At 41.3% G+C, this 18,231-nt stretch carries 23 protein-coding genes and 1 pseudogene; 2 read left to right on the top strand and 22 right to left on the bottom strand.

What is annotated here, in order from left to right:
* The first annotated feature begins 189 nt into the window (after positions 1–189).
* Positions 190–2,817 carry a pyruvate, phosphate dikinase gene (ppdK, locus tag LI114_RS11280; RefSeq protein WP_022126665.1) on the top strand — a complete coding sequence of 876 codons (2,628 nt, stop codon included), beginning with the start codon at positions 190–192 and terminating at the stop codon, positions 2,815–2,817.
* Positions 2,818–2,932: 115 nt separating this feature from the next.
* The gene (locus LI114_RS11275) at positions 2,933–3,244 is read left to right on the top strand and encodes a hypothetical protein (protein ID WP_227220739.1); all 312 of its coding nucleotides are present in this window, start codon (positions 2,933–2,935) and stop codon (positions 3,242–3,244) included.
* A 51-nt stretch (positions 3,245–3,295) separates the two neighbouring features.
* Here LI114_RS11275 and LI114_RS11270 read toward each other — a convergent pair whose 3' ends face one another.
* The 22 genes and pseudogenes from LI114_RS11270 to LI114_RS11170 all read right to left on the bottom strand — a co-directional run bounded on the left by LI114_RS11270 (position 3,296) and on the right by LI114_RS11170 (position 18,077).
* Positions 3,296–5,035 carry an ABC transporter ATP-binding protein gene (locus tag LI114_RS11270; RefSeq protein WP_227220738.1) on the bottom strand — a complete coding sequence of 580 codons (1,740 nt, stop codon included), beginning with the start codon at positions 5,033–5,035 and terminating at the stop codon, positions 3,296–3,298.
* The gene (locus LI114_RS11265; RefSeq protein WP_227220737.1) at positions 5,032–6,813 is read right to left on the bottom strand and encodes an ABC transporter ATP-binding protein; all 1,782 of its coding nucleotides are present in this window, start codon (positions 6,811–6,813) and stop codon (positions 5,032–5,034) included. Before LI114_RS11265 ends, LI114_RS11270 begins: the two co-directional genes overlap by 4 nt.
* Positions 6,814–7,008: 195 nt before the next feature.
* Positions 7,009–7,500 carry a TetR/AcrR family transcriptional regulator gene (locus tag LI114_RS11260; protein ID WP_413770904.1) on the bottom strand — a complete coding sequence of 164 codons (492 nt, stop codon included), beginning with the start codon at positions 7,498–7,500 and terminating at the stop codon, positions 7,009–7,011.
* Between the two features lie 126 nt (positions 7,501–7,626).
* Positions 7,627–8,523, bottom strand: coding sequence for an alpha/beta hydrolase (locus LI114_RS11255; RefSeq protein WP_227220736.1), 897 nt, complete (start codon positions 8,521–8,523; stop codon positions 7,627–7,629).
* A gap of 184 nt (positions 8,524–8,707) precedes the next feature.
* Positions 8,708–9,091: a hypothetical protein gene (locus tag LI114_RS11250; RefSeq protein WP_227220735.1), complete on the bottom strand. Its 384-nt coding sequence runs from the start codon at positions 9,089–9,091 to the stop codon at positions 8,708–8,710.
* A 432-nt stretch (positions 9,092–9,523) separates the two neighbouring features.
* Positions 9,524–10,093 (bottom strand): hypothetical protein, encoded by a 570-nt coding sequence (locus LI114_RS11245; protein ID WP_227220734.1) that lies wholly within the window; start codon positions 10,091–10,093, stop codon positions 9,524–9,526.
* A 446-nt stretch (positions 10,094–10,539) separates the two neighbouring features.
* Positions 10,540–10,977, bottom strand: coding sequence for a hypothetical protein (locus LI114_RS11240; RefSeq protein ID WP_227220733.1), 438 nt, complete (start codon positions 10,975–10,977; stop codon positions 10,540–10,542).
* A gap of 443 nt (positions 10,978–11,420) precedes the next feature.
* Positions 11,421–11,840, bottom strand: a complete 420-nt coding sequence (locus LI114_RS11235) for an Imm63 family immunity protein (RefSeq protein ID WP_177496509.1) — start codon at positions 11,838–11,840, stop codon at positions 11,421–11,423.
* 88 nt (positions 11,841–11,928) lie between these two features.
* Entirely contained in the window at positions 11,929–12,603 is a 675-nt protein-coding gene (locus tag LI114_RS11230) for a hypothetical protein (RefSeq protein WP_227220731.1), read from the bottom strand.
* Between the two features lie 105 nt (positions 12,604–12,708).
* Complete coding sequence (locus LI114_RS11225) at positions 12,709–13,215, bottom strand: glycohydrolase toxin TNT-related protein (RefSeq protein WP_227220730.1); 507 nt, start codon at positions 13,213–13,215, stop codon at positions 12,709–12,711.
* 120 nt (positions 13,216–13,335) lie between these two features.
* The gene (locus tag LI114_RS11220) at positions 13,336–13,815 is read right to left on the bottom strand and encodes a hypothetical protein (protein WP_227220728.1); all 480 of its coding nucleotides are present in this window, start codon (positions 13,813–13,815) and stop codon (positions 13,336–13,338) included.
* A 74-nt stretch (positions 13,816–13,889) separates the two neighbouring features.
* Positions 13,890–14,330 (bottom strand): hypothetical protein, encoded by a 441-nt coding sequence (locus LI114_RS11215; protein ID WP_117857180.1) that lies wholly within the window; start codon positions 14,328–14,330, stop codon positions 13,890–13,892.
* A gap of 17 nt (positions 14,331–14,347) precedes the next feature.
* Positions 14,348–14,461, bottom strand: a pseudogene (locus tag LI114_RS14375) (deaminase domain-containing protein); the annotation flags it as partial.
* Between the two features lie 126 nt (positions 14,462–14,587).
* Positions 14,588–14,917, bottom strand: coding sequence for a hypothetical protein (locus tag LI114_RS11205; RefSeq protein WP_051706603.1), 330 nt, complete (start codon positions 14,915–14,917; stop codon positions 14,588–14,590).
* 248 nt (positions 14,918–15,165) lie between these two features.
* Positions 15,166–15,639 (bottom strand): hypothetical protein, encoded by a 474-nt coding sequence (locus LI114_RS11200; RefSeq protein WP_227220727.1) that lies wholly within the window; start codon positions 15,637–15,639, stop codon positions 15,166–15,168.
* 91 nt (positions 15,640–15,730) lie between these two features.
* The gene (locus tag LI114_RS14190; RefSeq protein ID WP_260647727.1) at positions 15,731–15,853 is read right to left on the bottom strand and encodes a hypothetical protein; all 123 of its coding nucleotides are present in this window, start codon (positions 15,851–15,853) and stop codon (positions 15,731–15,733) included.
* Positions 15,854–15,931: 78 nt separating this feature from the next.
* Positions 15,932–16,465, bottom strand: coding sequence for a hypothetical protein (locus LI114_RS11195; RefSeq protein WP_227220726.1), 534 nt, complete (start codon positions 16,463–16,465; stop codon positions 15,932–15,934).
* A gap of 8 nt (positions 16,466–16,473) precedes the next feature.
* Positions 16,474–16,650: a hypothetical protein gene (locus LI114_RS11190; RefSeq protein ID WP_227220725.1), complete on the bottom strand. Its 177-nt coding sequence runs from the start codon at positions 16,648–16,650 to the stop codon at positions 16,474–16,476.
* Positions 16,651–16,696: 46 nt separating this feature from the next.
* Positions 16,697–17,086, bottom strand: coding sequence for a hypothetical protein (locus LI114_RS11185; RefSeq protein ID WP_227220724.1), 390 nt, complete (start codon positions 17,084–17,086; stop codon positions 16,697–16,699).
* Positions 17,086–17,409, bottom strand: coding sequence for a hypothetical protein (locus LI114_RS11180; protein WP_227220723.1), 324 nt, complete (start codon positions 17,407–17,409; stop codon positions 17,086–17,088). Before LI114_RS11180 ends, LI114_RS11185 begins: the two co-directional genes overlap by 1 nt.
* Positions 17,396–17,596: a hypothetical protein gene (locus LI114_RS11175; protein WP_227220722.1), complete on the bottom strand. Its 201-nt coding sequence runs from the start codon at positions 17,594–17,596 to the stop codon at positions 17,396–17,398. Before LI114_RS11175 ends, LI114_RS11180 begins: the two co-directional genes overlap by 14 nt.
* Positions 17,589–18,077, bottom strand: a complete 489-nt coding sequence (locus LI114_RS11170) for a hypothetical protein (RefSeq protein WP_227220720.1) — start codon at positions 18,075–18,077, stop codon at positions 17,589–17,591. The genes LI114_RS11175 and LI114_RS11170 overlap by 8 nt, the downstream gene beginning before the upstream one ends.
* Positions 18,078–18,231 lie beyond the last annotated feature (154 nt).

Below are 18,231 nucleotides of genomic sequence, written 5' to 3'. Positions count from 1 at the left end.
AATTGTGCAGAATCATAAGCATAAAATTCACTTAAAACTATGGAAATTTGTTTTAAAATCTGTTATAATATATATGTGACAGAGCGCCCATCGGCAAATGTAAAAATCTGCTGCATAATGCGGCGCAGGCGGCGGGAAATCCCGCACCACTAAAAGATGTCAAAAATTTTTATTGGAGGTAATTCACCAATGGCAAAGAAGTATTGTTACCTTTTCTCTGAAGGCAACGCTAACATGAGAGAGCTTCTCGGCGGTAAGGGTGCTAACCTGGCAGAAATGACCAACATCGGTCTTCCTGTTCCCCAGGGCTTCACCATCACTACCGAGGCCTGCACTCAGTACTATGAGGACAACCGCGAGATCAACCCTGACATCATGGCTGAGATCAACGAGTACATCGTAAAAATGGAAGAGATCACCGGCAAGAAGTTCGGCGATAAGGAAAACCCCCTGCTCGTTTCCGTACGTTCGGGCGCGAGAGCTTCCATGCCCGGAATGATGGATACCATCCTGAACCTGGGTCTTAACGAAGAAGTTGTAAACGTAATTGCTGAAAAGTCCGGAAATGCTCGCTGGGCATGGGACTGCTACAGAAGATTCATCCAGATGTATTCCGACGTAGTTATGGAAGTAGGCAAGAAGTATTTTGAAGAGCTTATCGACCAGATGAAGGCTAAGAAGGGCGTAACTCAGGACGTAGAGCTTGACGCTGACGACCTCAAGGAGCTGGCTAACCAGTTCAAGGCTGAGTACAAGGAAAAGATCGGCGCAGACTTCCCGACTGATCCTAAGGAGCAGCTGATGGGCGCTATCAAGGCTGTATTCCGCAGCTGGGACAACCCCAGAGCTAACGTTTACCGCCGCGACAACGATATTCCTTATTCCTGGGGTACCGCTGTAAACGTACAGAGCATGGCTTTCGGTAACATGGGCGACGACTGCGGTACCGGTGTTGCGTTCACCCGCGACCCTGCTACCGGCGCTAAGGGCCTCTTCGGCGAATTCCTTACAAACGCACAGGGCGAGGACGTTGTTGCAGGCGTTCGTACTCCTATGCACATCACAGAGATGGAGAGCAAGTTCCCTGAAGCATTCGCACAGTTCAAGGAAGTTTGCAAGACCCTCGAAAACCACTACAGAGATATGCAGGACATGGAGTTCACCGTAGAGCACGGCAAACTCTTCATGCTTCAGACCAGAAACGGTAAGAGAACCGCTCAGGCTGCTCTGAAGATCGCTTGCGACCTCGTTGACGAAGGCATGAGAACCGAGGAAGAGGCTGTTCTGATGATCGACCCCAGAAACCTCGACACTCTGCTTCACCCCCAGTTCGACACCAAGGCTCTTAAGGCTGCTACTCCTATGGGCAAGGGTCTGGGCGCTTCTCCCGGAGCTGCCTGCGGTAAGATCGTATTCACCGCTGACGACGCTGAGGCTTGGAACGCTAAGGGCGAAAAGGTAGTTCTCGTTCGTCTTGAGACTTCTCCTGAGGACATCACCGGTATGAAGGCTTCGCAGGGTATACTCACCGTTCGCGGCGGTATGACCTCGCACGCTGCCGTAGTTGCCCGCGGAATGGGTACCTGCTGCGTTTCCGGCTGCTCTGAGATCAACATGGACGAAGAAAACAAGAAGTTCACACTTGCAGGCAAGGAGTTCCACGAGGGAGATTACATCTCTATCGACGGTTCTACCGGTAACATCTACGACGGCATCATTCCTACCGTTGACGCTTCCATCGCAGGCGAATTCGGCAGAGTTATGAGCTGGGCTGACAAGTACAGAACTATGAAGGTAAGAACCAACGCTGATACTCCTGCTGACGCTAAGAAGGCTAGAGAGCTCGGCGCTGAGGGTATCGGTCTTTGCCGTACCGAGCACATGTTCTTTGAGCCCAGCAGAATCGCTGCTTTCAGAGAAATGATCTGCGCTGACACCGTTGAAGAGAGAGAAGCTGCACTTGCTAAGATCGAGCCTATGCAGCAGGGCGACTTTGAGGCTCTTTATGAGGCACTTGAAGGCAATCCTGTAACCATCAGATTCCTCGATCCTCCTCTCCACGAGTTCGTACCTACCGAAGAGGACGACATCAAGGCACTGGCTGACGCACAGGGCAAGAGCGTTGAGGACATCAAGGCTATCATCGCTTCCCTCCACGAGTTCAACCCGATGATGGGTCACCGCGGCTGCCGTCTGACCGTTACTTATCCCGAGATCGCCAAGATGCAGACTGCTGCTGTGATCAAGGCTGCTATCAACGTTAAGAAGAATCATCCTGACTGGAACGTTGAGCCCGAGATCATGATCCCGCTGGTCGGCGAAGTTAAGGAGTTCAAGTTCGTTAAGAAGATCGTAGTTGAAACTGCTGACGCTCTTATCGCTGAGGCCGGTTCTGACCTCAAGTACGAAGTTGGTACTATGATCGAGATCCCGAGAGCTGCTCTGACTGCTGACGAGATCGCTGCTGAGGCTGACTTCTTCTGCTTCGGTACTAACGACCTGACCCAGATGACCTTCGGCTTCTCGAGAGATGACGCTGGCAAGTTCCTCGGAGCTTACTACGACGCTAAGATCTACGAGAACGATCCGTTTGCTAAGCTGGACACCACCGGCGTTGGCAAGCTGATGAAGATGGCTCTCGACCTCGGCAAGCCCGTAAACGCTAAGCTGCACTGCGGTATCTGCGGTGAGCACGGCGGAGATCCTTCTTCTGTAGAGTTCTGCAACAAGATCGGTCTTGACTATGTATCTTGCTCGCCTTTCCGCGTGCCGATCGCAAGACTGGCTGCTGCTCAGGCTGCTATCTCCCAGAGATGATTTGATTCAGATAAAACTGAATAAATAAAAATCCCGCTCACGGTTTGCGCCGTGGGCGGGATTTTTTTGTTGACAGACATGAATAAATGTGATATAATGTAAAAAAAGAACAATCATGAAAGGAGCAGACACGATGATGGATTGGAATGGCAATGGCAGAAAAGACTTGGGCGACAAAATAATAGGATACGAGATATACAAAGATATATCAAGATCCAAACATAGCAGCAAGCCAAAGATCAAGGCGGACATCACAAAGCCCGTGAAGCCTTGGAAAGTGCTTATGCAGATAATATTTCTTTTCGCAGGACTCGCGATGCTCTACCCTATTGTAAAGATCGAGTCAGATGGCGAGCGCATCATACTGATGATAGTGCAAATACTATTATTTCTAGTGAGTTTAGAATTTGGAAGAGATAAGAACTAAAAAGACAGCCGACCGCGTTTGCAGCCGACTGCCCTTTTATATGTATGAGGTTTAAGCTTTTTCGAGTTTCCAGCTCTGATTTTCGGTCTGTAGATCTACCATGTGCGCGAAAATTCCGTCGGTGGTGAGCAGCTTTTCGGGGCTTCCCTGCTCCGCGACGCTGCCGTCTTTCAAAACAACGATCTTATCCGCGCTCGAAACAGTGCGCATACGGTGGGCGATTATCAGCACGGTCTTGTTCTTGATGAGCCGCGAAAGCGCCGTTTGGATAGCCGTTTCGTTCTCGACATCAAGGCTGGCGGTTGCTTCGTCAAGCAGGATTATCGGAGCGTCTTTCAAAAACGCGCGTGCGATAGAGATACGCTGGCGCTCGCCGCCCGAAAGCTCGCAGCCATTTTCGCCTATGTTGGTCTGATATTTATCGGGCAGCTTCTCAACGAAGTCCGCAACGTTCGCCATCTTTGCCGCCGCAATGACCTCCTCATCAGCAGCGCCCTTTTTGCCGAGGCGGATATTCTCCATGACGGTGTTGTCAAAAAGCGTGACATCCTGGAAAACTATGGAGTAGAGCGACATGAGCGTTTCGGGGTCGGCCTTGGAAATATCCATGCCGCCGACGGTGATCTTGCCCTTGCTGATGTCCCAGAAGCGCGCCGCCAGACGAGAAACCGTAGTCTTGCCGCCGCCAGATGGGCCGACAAGGGCGGTAATCTTGCCCTGCTCGGCAGTGAACGAAACGTCATTCAGCACCGTTTCGCCGCCATCATAGGCAAATCCAACATGGTCGAACTTGATGTCGCAGCCTTTATTTGTTAGCTTGTCGCTGCCCGACTGTACTTCAGTGTCCATGATCTGGTTCATACGCTCGATGTTGGTGCTCGTCGAGATTATCGCCGCGAGATTCTGGAGCGAGCCTTCGAGCGGGTCGTACAGGCGCGAAACCACCAGCAGGAACATGAAGAATGTGAGAATGTCGAGCTTGCCGCTTATAAGTTGGTACGAGCCGACGAGCGCTGTGGTCGCGATGCCGAGGCGCAGCACGAGATTCGCGGTCATCACGAACGAAGCCGTGCCCAGCTCGGTGATGATAAGGCGGCTCTCGTAACCGCAAATTTTGGCGATCAGCGTATCGAGATAGCGCTTTTCGGCGTTGTTTGAACGCAGGTCGTTCATCGCTTCCATGCACTCCTGAATTCCGTCCTCGCAGGCGATCTTTGCGCCCATCGACTTATTCGCCAGGCTTTTCTGCACGCGCGAGGCCATGCCGACGATCAGGAAAGCGACGGGCAGAACCCATATCGCCGCTATCGCCATCTGCCAGTTGAAGAAAAGCAGCGAGATCGCTATGATAACTGTCGAGATCATCGCGCCGGCGAGCGGGCAAACGAAGTGTGACTGCGCCGTTTCGAGCATCGCGCAATCGCCCATTATCGACGAGGTGAGATCGGCAAGGTCTTTTTTGCCGAAGAATGAGAGGGGTATCAGGCGAAGTCTTTCCGCCAGCGTGACGCGGCGCACGCCAGTTTCGACGTAGGTCGCGAGGAAGGTGCTGTTGTACTGGAAAAGCGTGGCAACGATTATGACCGCCGCGCAGGCAAGGCTGCCAATGACGTAAAATGGAATGCGGGCGGACGTGAGATTGTCGTCAAGCATATCCTTTACTAAATTGTAAAGCATAGCCACGGGCAGCATGAACGAAATGTTCTGGAGCGCGCTCAAAATGCTGCCTTTTATTGTGTCCATCGCGCCTTTTCGCGAAAGCGCAAATCTTCTTTGTAATTTTTCGATCATAACGCTTCAGCCTCCTTTTCAACTTTCCATTCGATCGAACGCTGGTATTCGTGCCACATATTAGCGAATGTACCGCCGTTCTTTAAAAGTTCGTCAAACGTGCCGTTCTCCGCAAGCTTGCCTTCGCGCAGAACGAAAATGCGGTCGGCGTTGACCACAGTCGAAAGTCTGTGCGCGATCATTATGACCGTCTTGCCGCGCGCCAGTTCATTGAAAGCCGCCTGAACCTTCGCTTCGTTATCTGGGTCGGCAAAAGCGGTAGCTTCGTCGAGAATGATTATCGGCGAATTTTTGAGCACCGCTCGCGCGATGGCGATACGCTGCACTTCTCCGCCCGAGAGGTAAACGCCCTCGCTGCCGATCATGGTGTTTATGCCATTTGGGAATTTTTCTATTATATCCATGCACTGTGCAGCTTTGAGCGCCTGCATGACCTCAGCTTCGGTGGCGTTCGGCTTACCCAGACGCGCGTTATCGAGGATAGAAGCCTTTATCAGTTTGCTGTTTTGGAATACAAAGGAAACTGTGTTCATAAGTTCCTCTTTGCCGATGTCCTTAACGTCAACGCCGCCGACGAGCACTTTACCCTGCTGCGGGTCGAAAAATCTCGCGACGATGCTCGCAAGGGTAGATTTACCGCCGCCCGATGGGCCGACAAAAGCCGCCGTCTGACCTGCGGAAATTTTGAGCGAAATATCGGAAAGCGCATTTTTCGTGCCATCGTAGCTGAACGTTACCCCGCGCAGCTCAACGGAGTTGTCCGCAGGATGGCTCGGCTTGGCAGGATCAGTCAGCGACTCCATATTAAGTACACTGTCGATACGGTCTATAGCGTCCTTTACCATCATTTCATTCTCATTCATGTACATTATTTTGGTAAGTACGACTGTGATTACAGGTGTGATTATGATGTAGAAAAGCATATCGAGGAGGAAATCGCCCGTGATATTGCCGTGCGAGAACCAAAATGCACCAATGATGAGGAACGCGAAAATGCTGTTTATCGCAAGAGTGTAGAGTGTCATCGGGATGCGCATATTGAGCGTGTAGTCAGTCGTCCACTTTTCGTAGTTGTCGATCGTGCTCTTGAATTTTTTGAAGGAGAAAACCGACTGGCCGAACGTCTTGACAACGGGGATCCCGCGAACGTACTCGACCGCTTCATTCGACATTTCAGCAAGGGCGTTTTGGTACTCGGTCATGCTTTTTTGCAGGCTGGGGCCGGCCATCGAGCTCATCATGATGATGAAGCCGATCAAAACGGGCACAAGACTGAGGAGTCCGAGCCGCCAGTCGAAAAAGAAATCCATCGCCAGCAGGCCGATTATGCTCGCGATTGCTTTCGCTTTGTCGGGCAGTTGGTGCGCGAGGTAACCCTCTGCCGCGCCCGAGGTCTCGCTGATAGTGCGTCGCAGTTTACCGCTGCCGAATTCCTCGATCTTGCCGAGCGGCAGCGTGGTGATATGCTTAGTCAGCGCGATTCGGATATTCGTAGCGATGCGAAACGCCGAAAGGTGTGAACACATCAGTCCGCAAATGTACACAAAGATCGTCAGCACCGCGAAAAGCACCGCGAGCCAGCCGTAATGAGTGATGTTTTTTGCCTTATCGAAGTCGGGCGCTACGCTGATAACTTCGTCTAGTATCTTCCATATGTACCAGAAAGGCAGCAGCGAAGTCAGCGCGCTCGCTGCCGAAAGCACCCACGAAATGTAGGTCAGCGGCTTGCGGTTGCCTGCATAGCTGAGCAGCCTTTGCAGATTTGATCGTTTTTTCAAACAAAAGACCTCCTTTATAATGTTAGCGTTGGCTAACCATAGACCAAAATCAAAGGGGCGCTCGCCCCTATTACGTACCCATCAGTTCGCGCCAGCCCGCCGTGTAAAAATTGTGCAGCTCTTTCAGATAGCGCTTTGATTTTTCGAGCGGCATTTCATGGATCGCCATTTCAAAATAAGCGTTCATCATGCCCGTCACCAAAATGTGCTCGAGCGTTGGGTCAACGTCCGGCGCGCTGTAGCCCAGTTTTTGAGAACAAGGTAATAATCGTGTGTCGCCTGAACCTCCAGCTCGACAAGCTCATCGGTCATCGAAGCGAACCGCGTACCCTCCGAACATTGCAGAAGCAGCAAAAATTCCTCGCGGTGGGTCGCCATGTAGTCGAGCACCTGGTCAAGGCACTTCTGCGAGATCGAACCCATCACCTCGGGCTGTTTTTCCATCGGCAGATCGGCAAATTCGCGCAGCGCCGCCTTGTACGAATCTATCACAAAATTGTACGCTTCGCTGACGAGCGCTTCAAACAGCTCCGCCTTACTGGAAAAATATCCATAAAATGCACCCGTGGTAACGCCCGCAGTCTTTACAATATTTCTCAGCGACGCCGACTTGAAGCCTTTGCTGAGAAACTCCGCCTTCGCCGCGCTGTGGATAAGCTCCAGCGTGGTTATTTCGCCATCGTTCATTTCTAACTCCCTTTATAACGCTGTTATATAGAACTGTTATATTATACAATGAAAAAGCTCCCCAGTCAAGGGGGAGCAGATAATTTTCGTGATTTTGTACAAATTTCGGCGCATTTTTGCAGTATTTTAGTCTGAAACATACCTTTTGAAAAACGCGCACTCGTCGTCGTTGCAGATCTTCGCTTCGTCAAGTCGGCAGTTGACGTGGAAAACGTGACCGATCTCCTGCCGCTTGGGACTGCCGTAGATCTTCATTTCAGCAGGAACGCCGCGGCTTTTGAGCAGATCATACATCGGCTTGGCGGCCGGCAGCAGGAAATCAGCGTAGCTCGACATGACAAAAGATGGCGGGTAGTTCGGCGTGATATGTCTTACCGTATCGACCATTTGCAGCAGTTTTTCAGACGGTTCGCAGTCTATAATGCCCAGATATTCCAAAAAGACTTCATCTTTTCGTTCCAGCGCGAGCTTTTTGCCGTCGTAAGCGCCGCAATTCAGACCAAGAGCACGAACATGAACATCGGGAACGTCAAAATCAAAAAGCGCTGCGAAAGTCGGGTCGGTCAGCAGTGCGGCGTAGTGGCTGACAAGCTGCCCGCCCGCCGAATCGCCGACCATGACCAGCCTATCCTTGTCGATCAGATATTCCGCGCCGTGATTCGCGACAAACTGCATGGCGGCGTTTATGTCCTCGACCGCCGCGGGAAAGCGGTTTTCAGGCGCAAGGCGGTAGTTGATATTCACGACAGCAAAACCACGCAGCGCGAGCCGCATACAATAATGCTGATAGATCTCCTTATTTCCGTAGACCCAACCGCCGCCGTGAACATTAACGATCGTCGGCTGAAGCCCCTCGGCGTCATTGCGAACGTACACGTCAAGCAAATTAGCCTGACCGTGAGGACCGTAAGAAATATCGTCAAAGCGGCGAATCTCATCGGGCGTTGCAAGCCCCTTATCGCGTTCGCGGTCGCCGATCGCCCAATTCACGCGAATATCTCGCACTGTTTTACTTATCTGCATAGTGCACCTCCAAATCCGAAGCAACGAAGCTGCGGTTAACAACCGCATTTTCTAATTTTTGTTGTATATATCGTCTGTTTTTATCCGTTTTTTTCATATTCGTGGCTTTGTACAATTATTTACTATACTAAAAAATTCATTCCAACTTTATTTGGCCTATAAAATTTTCTTAAAAAACTATTTTTTAATCAATCTCTTCGACCAGTAACTCGAACTCAAACTTATTCACGTGTTCCGACATAAGCCTTTTCATTTTATCCGTAAATTCGGTATCACCCATTGAAAAATATTTATCTCTCTTATTATCGCTTACGCAGCTTAAAAGCACATTAAAATCATGATCCTCGCCGTCTATGTATTCTTCCATAATATTTTTGCTGTTTGCATCTGTCGTTTTTATCATGAAAGAATAGCCGACCGAAAGCCCGTCATAATAATGTCTTATAACAACTGCGGAAATCGGTTCACTGATCTTATTTATCTCATCGGTCACCCTAATTGATTCATTCTCGGCAAAATCGCATATTCTTTTCTTTATTTCCGCTTCGGTCTTAAAATTTATGTACATAAGGTATTCTTTGCCGCCCTTAGTGACATGAACACTTTTCAAAATGCCAAGCCTATCATAAACAGCCAACAACGAATCAACATCTTCCCGAGAAATATGAATGCTTGTCTTTGACCCGAATTCGGGAATGTAAAGAAAAATGTACTCGCTGAAAAGGCATCCGCTTTCGTAAACAAGCCTTATACTATCCGTATTCTTATGCCCGTGCTGAGATACAGAATATCTTCCGTATTTGAATTTTTTCAGAATAATAGATTTAGAATTACTATCCCAAATGCCTTTAAGCTCGATTGTATAGAAACGACGCAGGAATACTTGCGTCCTTCAAGGAGTTTCTGTGCAAGATAACGAAAAATTGGCAAGCTAGACGTACACAAAGCCGTTAGGCGGTAGTTGTGCGGTGTCGCCCTAAAGATCTGAATTACAAATTGATTACCAAGGTCTTAAACTTTGAATTCGTTTAACAAAAGTTCCGTCGTCAGGTGAAAACACAAATCTGAATCCGTTGAAATCATTTACAATTAATTCACCATCAATATAATTAATCATTACATACGGCGAAATAAACTTATATTCCGGACATACCCTTTCTTTATTCTGAATTCGCCAGATAATATTTCCTTCCATATCAACAGCATATACGTTGTCGATTTCATCAGATTTTGCAGACGCATCCAGTTCATTTAATTGTACAATTATCCTATCATCAAATAAAACAAAAGAATAAATGTTATGTTCGAAATAAATGGCAGAGTCATTAAAATATAGATTATTCTGATTAATTTCTACTATAAAATCTTTATCTAAGTCTGATCTTTGAAAAGGCTTATTATTTTTTTCAATAATGTTACCTGCCATATCAACAGCATATAAATCTCCGATTTCTAGCTGTACAATTATCTTTTGTTTTAAAATTATTACAGACTTAACATTATAATCAAAGCAAACATCATAACTATTTATATGAATCCATTTTTCAGATATTATCATTCTTAATACCATACTATATTCCTCATCATGATAGCGATCTTTAATTATAAAATTCCTCTATTCTTATTGGAACTATTACCAATCACGCCCACTTTCATCTCTTCCCACTATATGCCCGTCATTAAGATCAAAAATGTATCTTCCGCCCCACCAATCATTTAACTGAAGCAGATTAGTTTCTTTCCTGACATACATACCAACATATGAGGTTAATTTTTTATTTTCATATTCCCTTGATAAGTATTTTCTGCTTTGAACACGCCAACCTATTGTTCCGTCAAAGTTTACCGAATAGACGTTATCACATTCATTTTTTATGCAACTATCCAGTAAGATCAATATTTGAGATTTTAAAATTAAAACTTGTTAAATTTTGTACGGAAAAGTTACTTTATTAGAATTAATGTAAAGAGTTTTTCCATTCGTTTCAACTATCGGTAACATAAAATCTTCTCCTTTTATAGTGGTCTGAAATTGCCAAATGAATTAAAATATTGACCCATTAAATCAAATTGTAATCCCACTCCCAAACCCCATTCTGAAACTTCATTTGCTATACCAAAACGTACCTCTGTACCAGCCGGTAGTTCTACATCACAAATATGTGTTTGTTCATATGGTAATGCAAACTTATCTTTAATTTGCTTTGAAGACAATCCTTGAATCTCTTCATAGTTCATTACCCACTGGCCCTTTGCACTTGTTATGTTTTTAGTATACACTCTAACAAATGTGGTATCTTCAGTTAATTCGATAGTTGTTACATTAGTTCCCGGCTTATAAGGGGGATTTGTATATCCATTTTGTTTTAAAATTTCATTTACGTTTTCAGCTGAATTAAAATCAATTACATCAGAACATGCCCAAGAAGGAATATCATCATATTTTGACCTCAAAACAAAAAATTCATCATCCTGTTTAGAAGCAGTTTTTTATGAACGATTCAGCTGCATCATCGTCAAGATTCTTAACCGCCCTTACAAGATCATCGCCGCCCTTTTCAAGACCGTCTATTACTGCATATTGCAATTCTTTATCTAGCTTTGAAATACATTTCAGTACTTTTTTGGATATTTGTTTACGCACCTCGAATTTCTAAGCATATAATAGATTGCGTCGCTACTATATACGCAAATCCAAGAATACAGAGCAAAAAAAGCTCACCCAGTATGGTGATTGAACACTATACGTCTCCTAAGATTGCATTGAATCCTTCCTTAACTGTTCTGCCCAAAGGCTTAACATCACCACAACTTACAAGTAGCATATTTACGCTTTCTGATAATAATATAGGATTTGAATTATATTGACAATTACCCCCGTATACATCTATTTTTTGTCAATTACACTTTTTATAAGGTGCAATTTTCAAAATGCTGTCGATTTCTTTTTGACACCTTTCTTTAAAAAGCGGATCAATTTTTCCTAATAACTCAAGCTGCTTACTCCACAGCAATTTCCTAGGATCTTCCTTTTCGTTTCTGTTCTTTAATTCATATTTCGACGCTAATGAAAATGTTATACCTTCAAATAATGGATATAATATATCATTAATATCCAAGCTTCGATAATGTTTATTTTCTTTGCCCCTCTCCATTATAACATAATGATATTCATTATTTGAAATATATATTGTCCCCCCATCGCTAAAAACATTCCCCGTCGAAGAGAAAATCGGATACAATTTGGAATCATAGGGCAAACCAATCTTCTCTCCGTGTTTATAAATAAGCTTTCTAACTTCATTAATATTCATCATTTAATCCTATTCTCTATTCAACTTCAACGATATAGCCAAACTTTTTAAGTTCATCAACTGAATAAATGCGTTATTATACTTGATATACTTATTTTTCCATAGCCCCAACTAAAAATAGATATTTAAGTTTTCTATTTTCGTTTTCATTAACATCGGGAATAATATTTGTAATATTCACCATTATTTTATGATAAATATTAATCATACGGCATTTATTAAATGCAATTAAATATCCACGTTCAAGATCTGGTTTATTAAATTCTGAACAAAATAAAATTGTATTGCCATGATAAAAAATGTCAATTTTATTTGTAGACAAAGTAATAACAGAAATTTTATCGAATACGTTTTTTTCAAACGAAATTGTTTTTTCTCCAAAATTTTCTGCAATCACCTGTCTAGCCAAATCTATATTCCCGTGTGCAATTTCTTTTTTTATAAATTCTTCTATCTCAATATCATTATCAGTTTTTTTTATTTGATGACGTGAAAGAAAGAGGAAAAGAGCAATTGCTGCGAAATCAGCATTAACACTTTCATATATAATCTCGTGACTGTTTCGCTCTATTTTCAAAACAGCAAAATGCCCACAATCCCTCTCTAATATTTCGTAATATATTTCCGGGGCGCCACCATCAACATCGCAGACAACAGAATTATTATAAGATTTCAAACATATATTTCTTACATCAGCCAAACAAATATTATGAGATATTTGAATTTTATAATACAAGTCATTAAATGTACTGATTATACCATTCAAAAACTATCTCTCCCTTCAACACTTTATCAGTTATATCTTCTAATACACCTATATCATCACTCATAAGATCATTAATGGTGTATCGCATATACTCATCACCGTTTTTTATGATATCGCCATAAATATCATACTTATACACAACAAACTGTTCAGCTCCGCCTGGCTGACCAAACCAAGGTTCTGCTTTACCCACAGTAAATTCATAATCTTTTTTAATCTATAGTAGTGTACATTTGTTTCATCAGTATATGGCGCTAGTGAACGTGTTTCAAATGAATCCGTAGTATTACCTAAAAAAGAACCGCTACTATCACCATATCTTTTAAAACAAGTTCCTTCAGATATTACTTGAGGTTGGGGTATTATTCCGTCTTTAAAACCGTCCTCTGTTGGCCAAATTGTTTTTCCCGTAGTTTGTTCAAAATATTTAGGATTATCATAAACAGATTTATCCCTTACATATAATTCGTAGTTAGGTTGCTTATTCCATTTGCTGATTTTATCTATGTCAGCCTTAGAACTTGAAACAAGCTCGTTTAAATAGCTTTCATCTAAAGATTTTAAATAATCATAAAAACTATCTCCTTGTTTAGAAGCAGTTTTTACAAACAATTCCGCTGCGTCGTCATCAAGGTTATTAATTGCCTTGACAAGATAATCGCCGCCCCAAATCTTGCGACCGCCGGTATGGTTTGGTTTGTTTTGTTATGTATGTCCTGATCTACAAAATGATCATATTAGTCCGGCGTCCCTTAAATCATTCTCAAAAAGATTTTGCTGTATTTTTGAGTAGTTCTTTCTGAGTTGATCTTCAAATTCATCAATCTGCAAAAACGGTATGCCGGTATAGTCGCTGTTATCTTCAAGATATTTTTTTATTGTATTGTAAAATAATAACTTATCTTCTGCTTTGCATTTTATTGAAATTCCCCAGTATACACTGTTTCCTTGGACAGCAATCATAAAAGCACGTTCATCATTTTTGCTTTTGTAAAAGCAAAACACCTCGTTGCCCTTAAAACTACTGTTAGGAAAAACTTTTAGATTTTCTTTTCTGTCAAAAACAAAACCCATAGTTTTACAAAGTGCATTTGTTATCGGTTCAACAAATTCCTCCGCAACTGCAAAAGAATAAGCAGACATATCTTCATATGGCTCCAAGTAATCATTCATAAGTGTTATCCTTTCTATTATTTCCTCCTTAACGTGCATCTGAACCGCCGCCCCAAATCTTGCGACCGCCGGTATGGTTTGTTTTGTTATGTATGTCCTGATCTACAAAATGATCATATTAGTCCGGCGTATTTTAAATCATTATAAATAAGGTTCACCTGTCTTTTAGTAAAATTCCCCCTTAATTGATCTTGAAAATCATCTATCTCAAAAAAAGGAATACCGGTATAATCACTATTTTCAAACAGATCAGATTTAATTGTGTCATAAAAAAGCTTTTTATCCTCGGTTTTACATTTGACCGAAATTCCCCAAAAACCCTGACAACCCTCACAAGCAATCATAAACGCACGCTCATCATTTTTGCTTTTGTAAAAAATAAATTTCTCATCACCTTTAAAATAATGATTTGGAAAAGACTTGCGTTTTTCTTTTCTGTCAAAAACAAAACCCATGGTTTTACAAAGTGCATTCGTTATCGGTTCAACAAATTTCTCCGCAACTGCAAAAGAATAAGCAGACATATCTTCATATGGCTCTAAATAATCATTCATAAGTGCTATCCTTTCTATTATTTCCAATACACATTAACAACTATTCCGGGGTATGCTCTATTGAATTGTTTAATAACGCTTCGGCAGCTTGAGCAAGGTTCAAGTTCAGTAAATATATTTATAGCTCCAGTTGAAGAAACATTAGCCCAAGTAACTGTTCCAGCACCAAGCTTTCAAGATAAGAAGAAACTTACCTCGAAGCAAAGCGATAAGTATTTAGGTGTTATCGTCATCCGAATAAGATTTTTCTATTGTATTTAAAAAATATAAAATTTTCCGCCTTTACATTTACAAGCTTGAGGTAAAACTGATTTTAAATTTTCTATTCTTTCACTCATATATTTAAGATCTATTCCCGATAAATTCTCAGTAGCCCAAGCCCCTAATGCATTTAATTCTGACATAATAATATTTAAATCGCCCACATCAAAATCGCATCCATCTTTAAACAGTTTAACTTTGGATTCACATATTGCCTTAACCCAATAACGTTGATAGAAAACCTCAGATGATATATTTTCACTGAAAATAAGTTCAGTGTTTTTATCATTAATATCCCCACTATATCGATATAAACCAACAGACACTACTATCAACCTCCATAAACAGCTGAAAAATTATAATCTGGATAAAGAATTCTAAGTTGTTCCAGACAATCCTCAACGGCTATTCTCAATTCAGGTGTATCTGCATTAATTCTAAATACGTAACTCCTGACATCTTTTAACTCACTAGATAAAAAACTATATTCTTCACCATCAATATAAACGCTAAATTCATTCTGAGAAAGTGCCTTTATTCTATTCTCACCTTTTTTTAAGATTTGCTTATTTGCTCATTGAGTTTCAGTTTGTGGAACATCTGGATTTTCTATATATAATCCTTTCGCATTTTTATCTTCGTATATCACTTTCGTAGCAAAATCTATCTCATCAATTTCTGTATTAATAATGCCATGAATTTCAACCTCGTTAAAATTTATTCCAACTTTTTTATTGACAAGACTAATCAAATCATCTGTAAATCTATCACAATTTTCAAATAACTTGAAAGACTCTCTGTCTTGCTTAGAAGCAATCTCCATAAACCTTTCTAATGCCGCATCATCAAGCTTTGCCAAAGCCCCGACGAGATTATTCCCACCTTTAGCAGCAATTCTAACGCCATCATCACCATGGTCTCTTATCAAAGCTGCAACAGCGTCTTTATCCAAAATCTTATTTATCGCAACAATTGCTTCATCATCATACTTAGAAAGAATAGCAACAATATCAGAAGCTTGACCGGATTTGAATATTGAGTCAAGCAACTCAGGAGATATCTTTTTGGAAACCTCATATCCGCATACCTTTGCAACCTCTTCTTTAGCGTATTGCTTTAAGAGATATCTCTGATATAATTCACATGAATACGTTAGCTATCGGCTCTAAAAATGCTCCGTCAGCAAGAAAAATTGTATGCGTTATGCAGTCCATTTTAGTTCGTGCAGCAAGTTGTTCTGCCGCAGCAGTGTTGCCGTCCATCACTAATCTGTATAACTTTAAACTATCCAGCCAAAAATCAACAGCATGATAAATTATCGAAGTTGTGAGAGCAAAAATTTACAGTTTCACTTTAACTCCATAAATTTCATCATCTTCACCGATCAACAGCCAACAAAAATCACAAATGCAATACATATTCAGGCTACAAGGATGTCTATTGTTTAGGTAGAAAATAGAATTATTTTCATAAAAATAAACAAAATTATCCTTTTCATTTTCAATTTTAAAATACCTATGAGTATCATTGCATTCAATCATACTAAATAAGCAGTATTCATTTTTATCAATAAATAATGAATCAAGCTGATTACTGTTTATCTTCATTGAATCTGAAACAAAAAATGATATATATTCAATAATATTAGTTCTACTGTTTACTGCTATATCTAATGGTGTATGCTTTCTTTGATGATCATAGTAAAAGGCATGATAAATAATATCACTAGGATCACTTCGACATGTTTTCTGAACTTTATACATTGTGAAATTATCTTTTTTACTTATACAGTCAATAATCAAATCATATTGAAAACTATATCGTTGTTGTATAAGATATAATTCATAATCATCTGAAATATATTTAATTTTCATATGATCACCTATCCTTCATAAAATGCATGGAAAACTACTCCTTCTTTAGTGTCAATTCCGAACACCCAACCGCCAAAGTTAAGATCTTCATATCTGCCTAAAGGTTTGCTTGCAAGTTCTCCCATTGCTTGATCTAAAGCAGATACATAACTTTCTAACATCAATTGAAAAACTTGTTTCACCAAATCGACCAACATACTTCCCCATATGTTCCGTAGCATTCGCATTAGTTCACACTACATTTGTTTCGGTATTAGGATTTATATAAAATTCTTTTAAATAATCATCGGGAATACGCAAATCCAGTTCTTTTTTAAGTTCATGAAAATATTCTTTCCATTGAATTGAAATTTTTTCCCACCAACCATCAATTGAGGTTTTAATAAGTATAGCCTCATTATTATCACCCCAATCATAACATATGCAGCATCCGCAAGCACCTTGACCATAATTAAAACGCATATCAAAATAGTCACAATACTTGAATCCCAAACTAAATTCTTCATGTCCATTGCCGTAAAAAGCGTCTATCAAATTAAAATTCGAAACTAAACTACCAAAATATTTTTTCATTTCAGTTTCCACTATTTTGGCTTTTATTTCTGCTCGATTTTCATTCATTATAAAAACCCCTTTGCTTTTAAAAATTTCTTGGGAATCTGCTTTTTTACATCTGTCATTATACATTTTATCAAACTGTCACAAAGCTTATCAAAGTCGGTATTAAGCGATGACGAAAATAGCATTTTCTTTTCACTGCGATTTGTTATGATAAAAAAATATAAGTTGTTATCTCTAATTTCAACCTCAAATGGATAATAATCATAAACAATAGAAGACATTTTATTGTCATAAAAAGAAACTGTATCTATTAAATGCTTGTCATAACTACGTATTTTTTGAGTTAATGTTATAAGTAAATTAAATTTTTCATCTAATTCCATACCAAAAATCTCCTACTGGTAGTAAATCAATATATCCGTATTTATTTTTTAAATACTCCCATTCATTATATAGCGATGTTCCTGTAAAATTTCTTGGATCATGTGAAAAACGAATTGTTTTACCTGCGGACACTGCATCATCCAAGGCTGGCTTATTAAACAAATCAAATAAATCTGTGTCACTCATCTTGGAGCATACCCCAATCATCGCCTAAACTGAAATATGTCGTATTTCCAGCCTTAGTTATATATGAATTTTCTCCTCCGCCATCAAAACGTCCAAGTGTCATTGTATCACTTGATGGATTATGGATTGAGCTTTCTCTATATCTTTTAAATTCTGCAATCGGCAATCCTTTACCATTTGATGCAATAACAATATTATCACCTTTTATAGCTAATCCTGATTTCGAATATTGCAAAACAAATGATGCATTTTCTTCACCATTAGCTACATATTTAATTGTATCGTCTAAGTATTCGTCACTATTTTTTAGAATCTCAAAAAATTCGTCACTCTGCTTTGAAGCAGTTTTTACAAACAATTCCGCTACGTCGTCATCAAGGTTATTAATTGCCTTGACAAGATAATCGCCGCCCTTAACAGCAACTTTAAAGCCATCATCACCATAGTCTCTTATCAAAGCTGCAACAGCGTCTTTATCCAAAATCTTATTTATCGCAACAATTGCTTCATCATCATACTTAGAAAGAATAGCAACAATATCAGAAGCTTGACCGGATTTGAATATTATTCTACAAAAAATAAAAAAGTCCGCAAACGAAATGTTTACGGACTAGCGCTCCCCAAGTTGGACTCGA

Origin of the sequence: Ruminococcus sp. 210702-SL.1.03 (assembly GCF_020559915.1) — a bacterium.
Taxonomy (GTDB): Bacteria; Bacillota; Clostridia; order Oscillospirales; family Ruminococcaceae; genus YE71.
The sequence above is the reverse complement of the archived record's forward strand: the minus strand, read 5'-3'. Positions and strand labels throughout refer to the sequence as shown.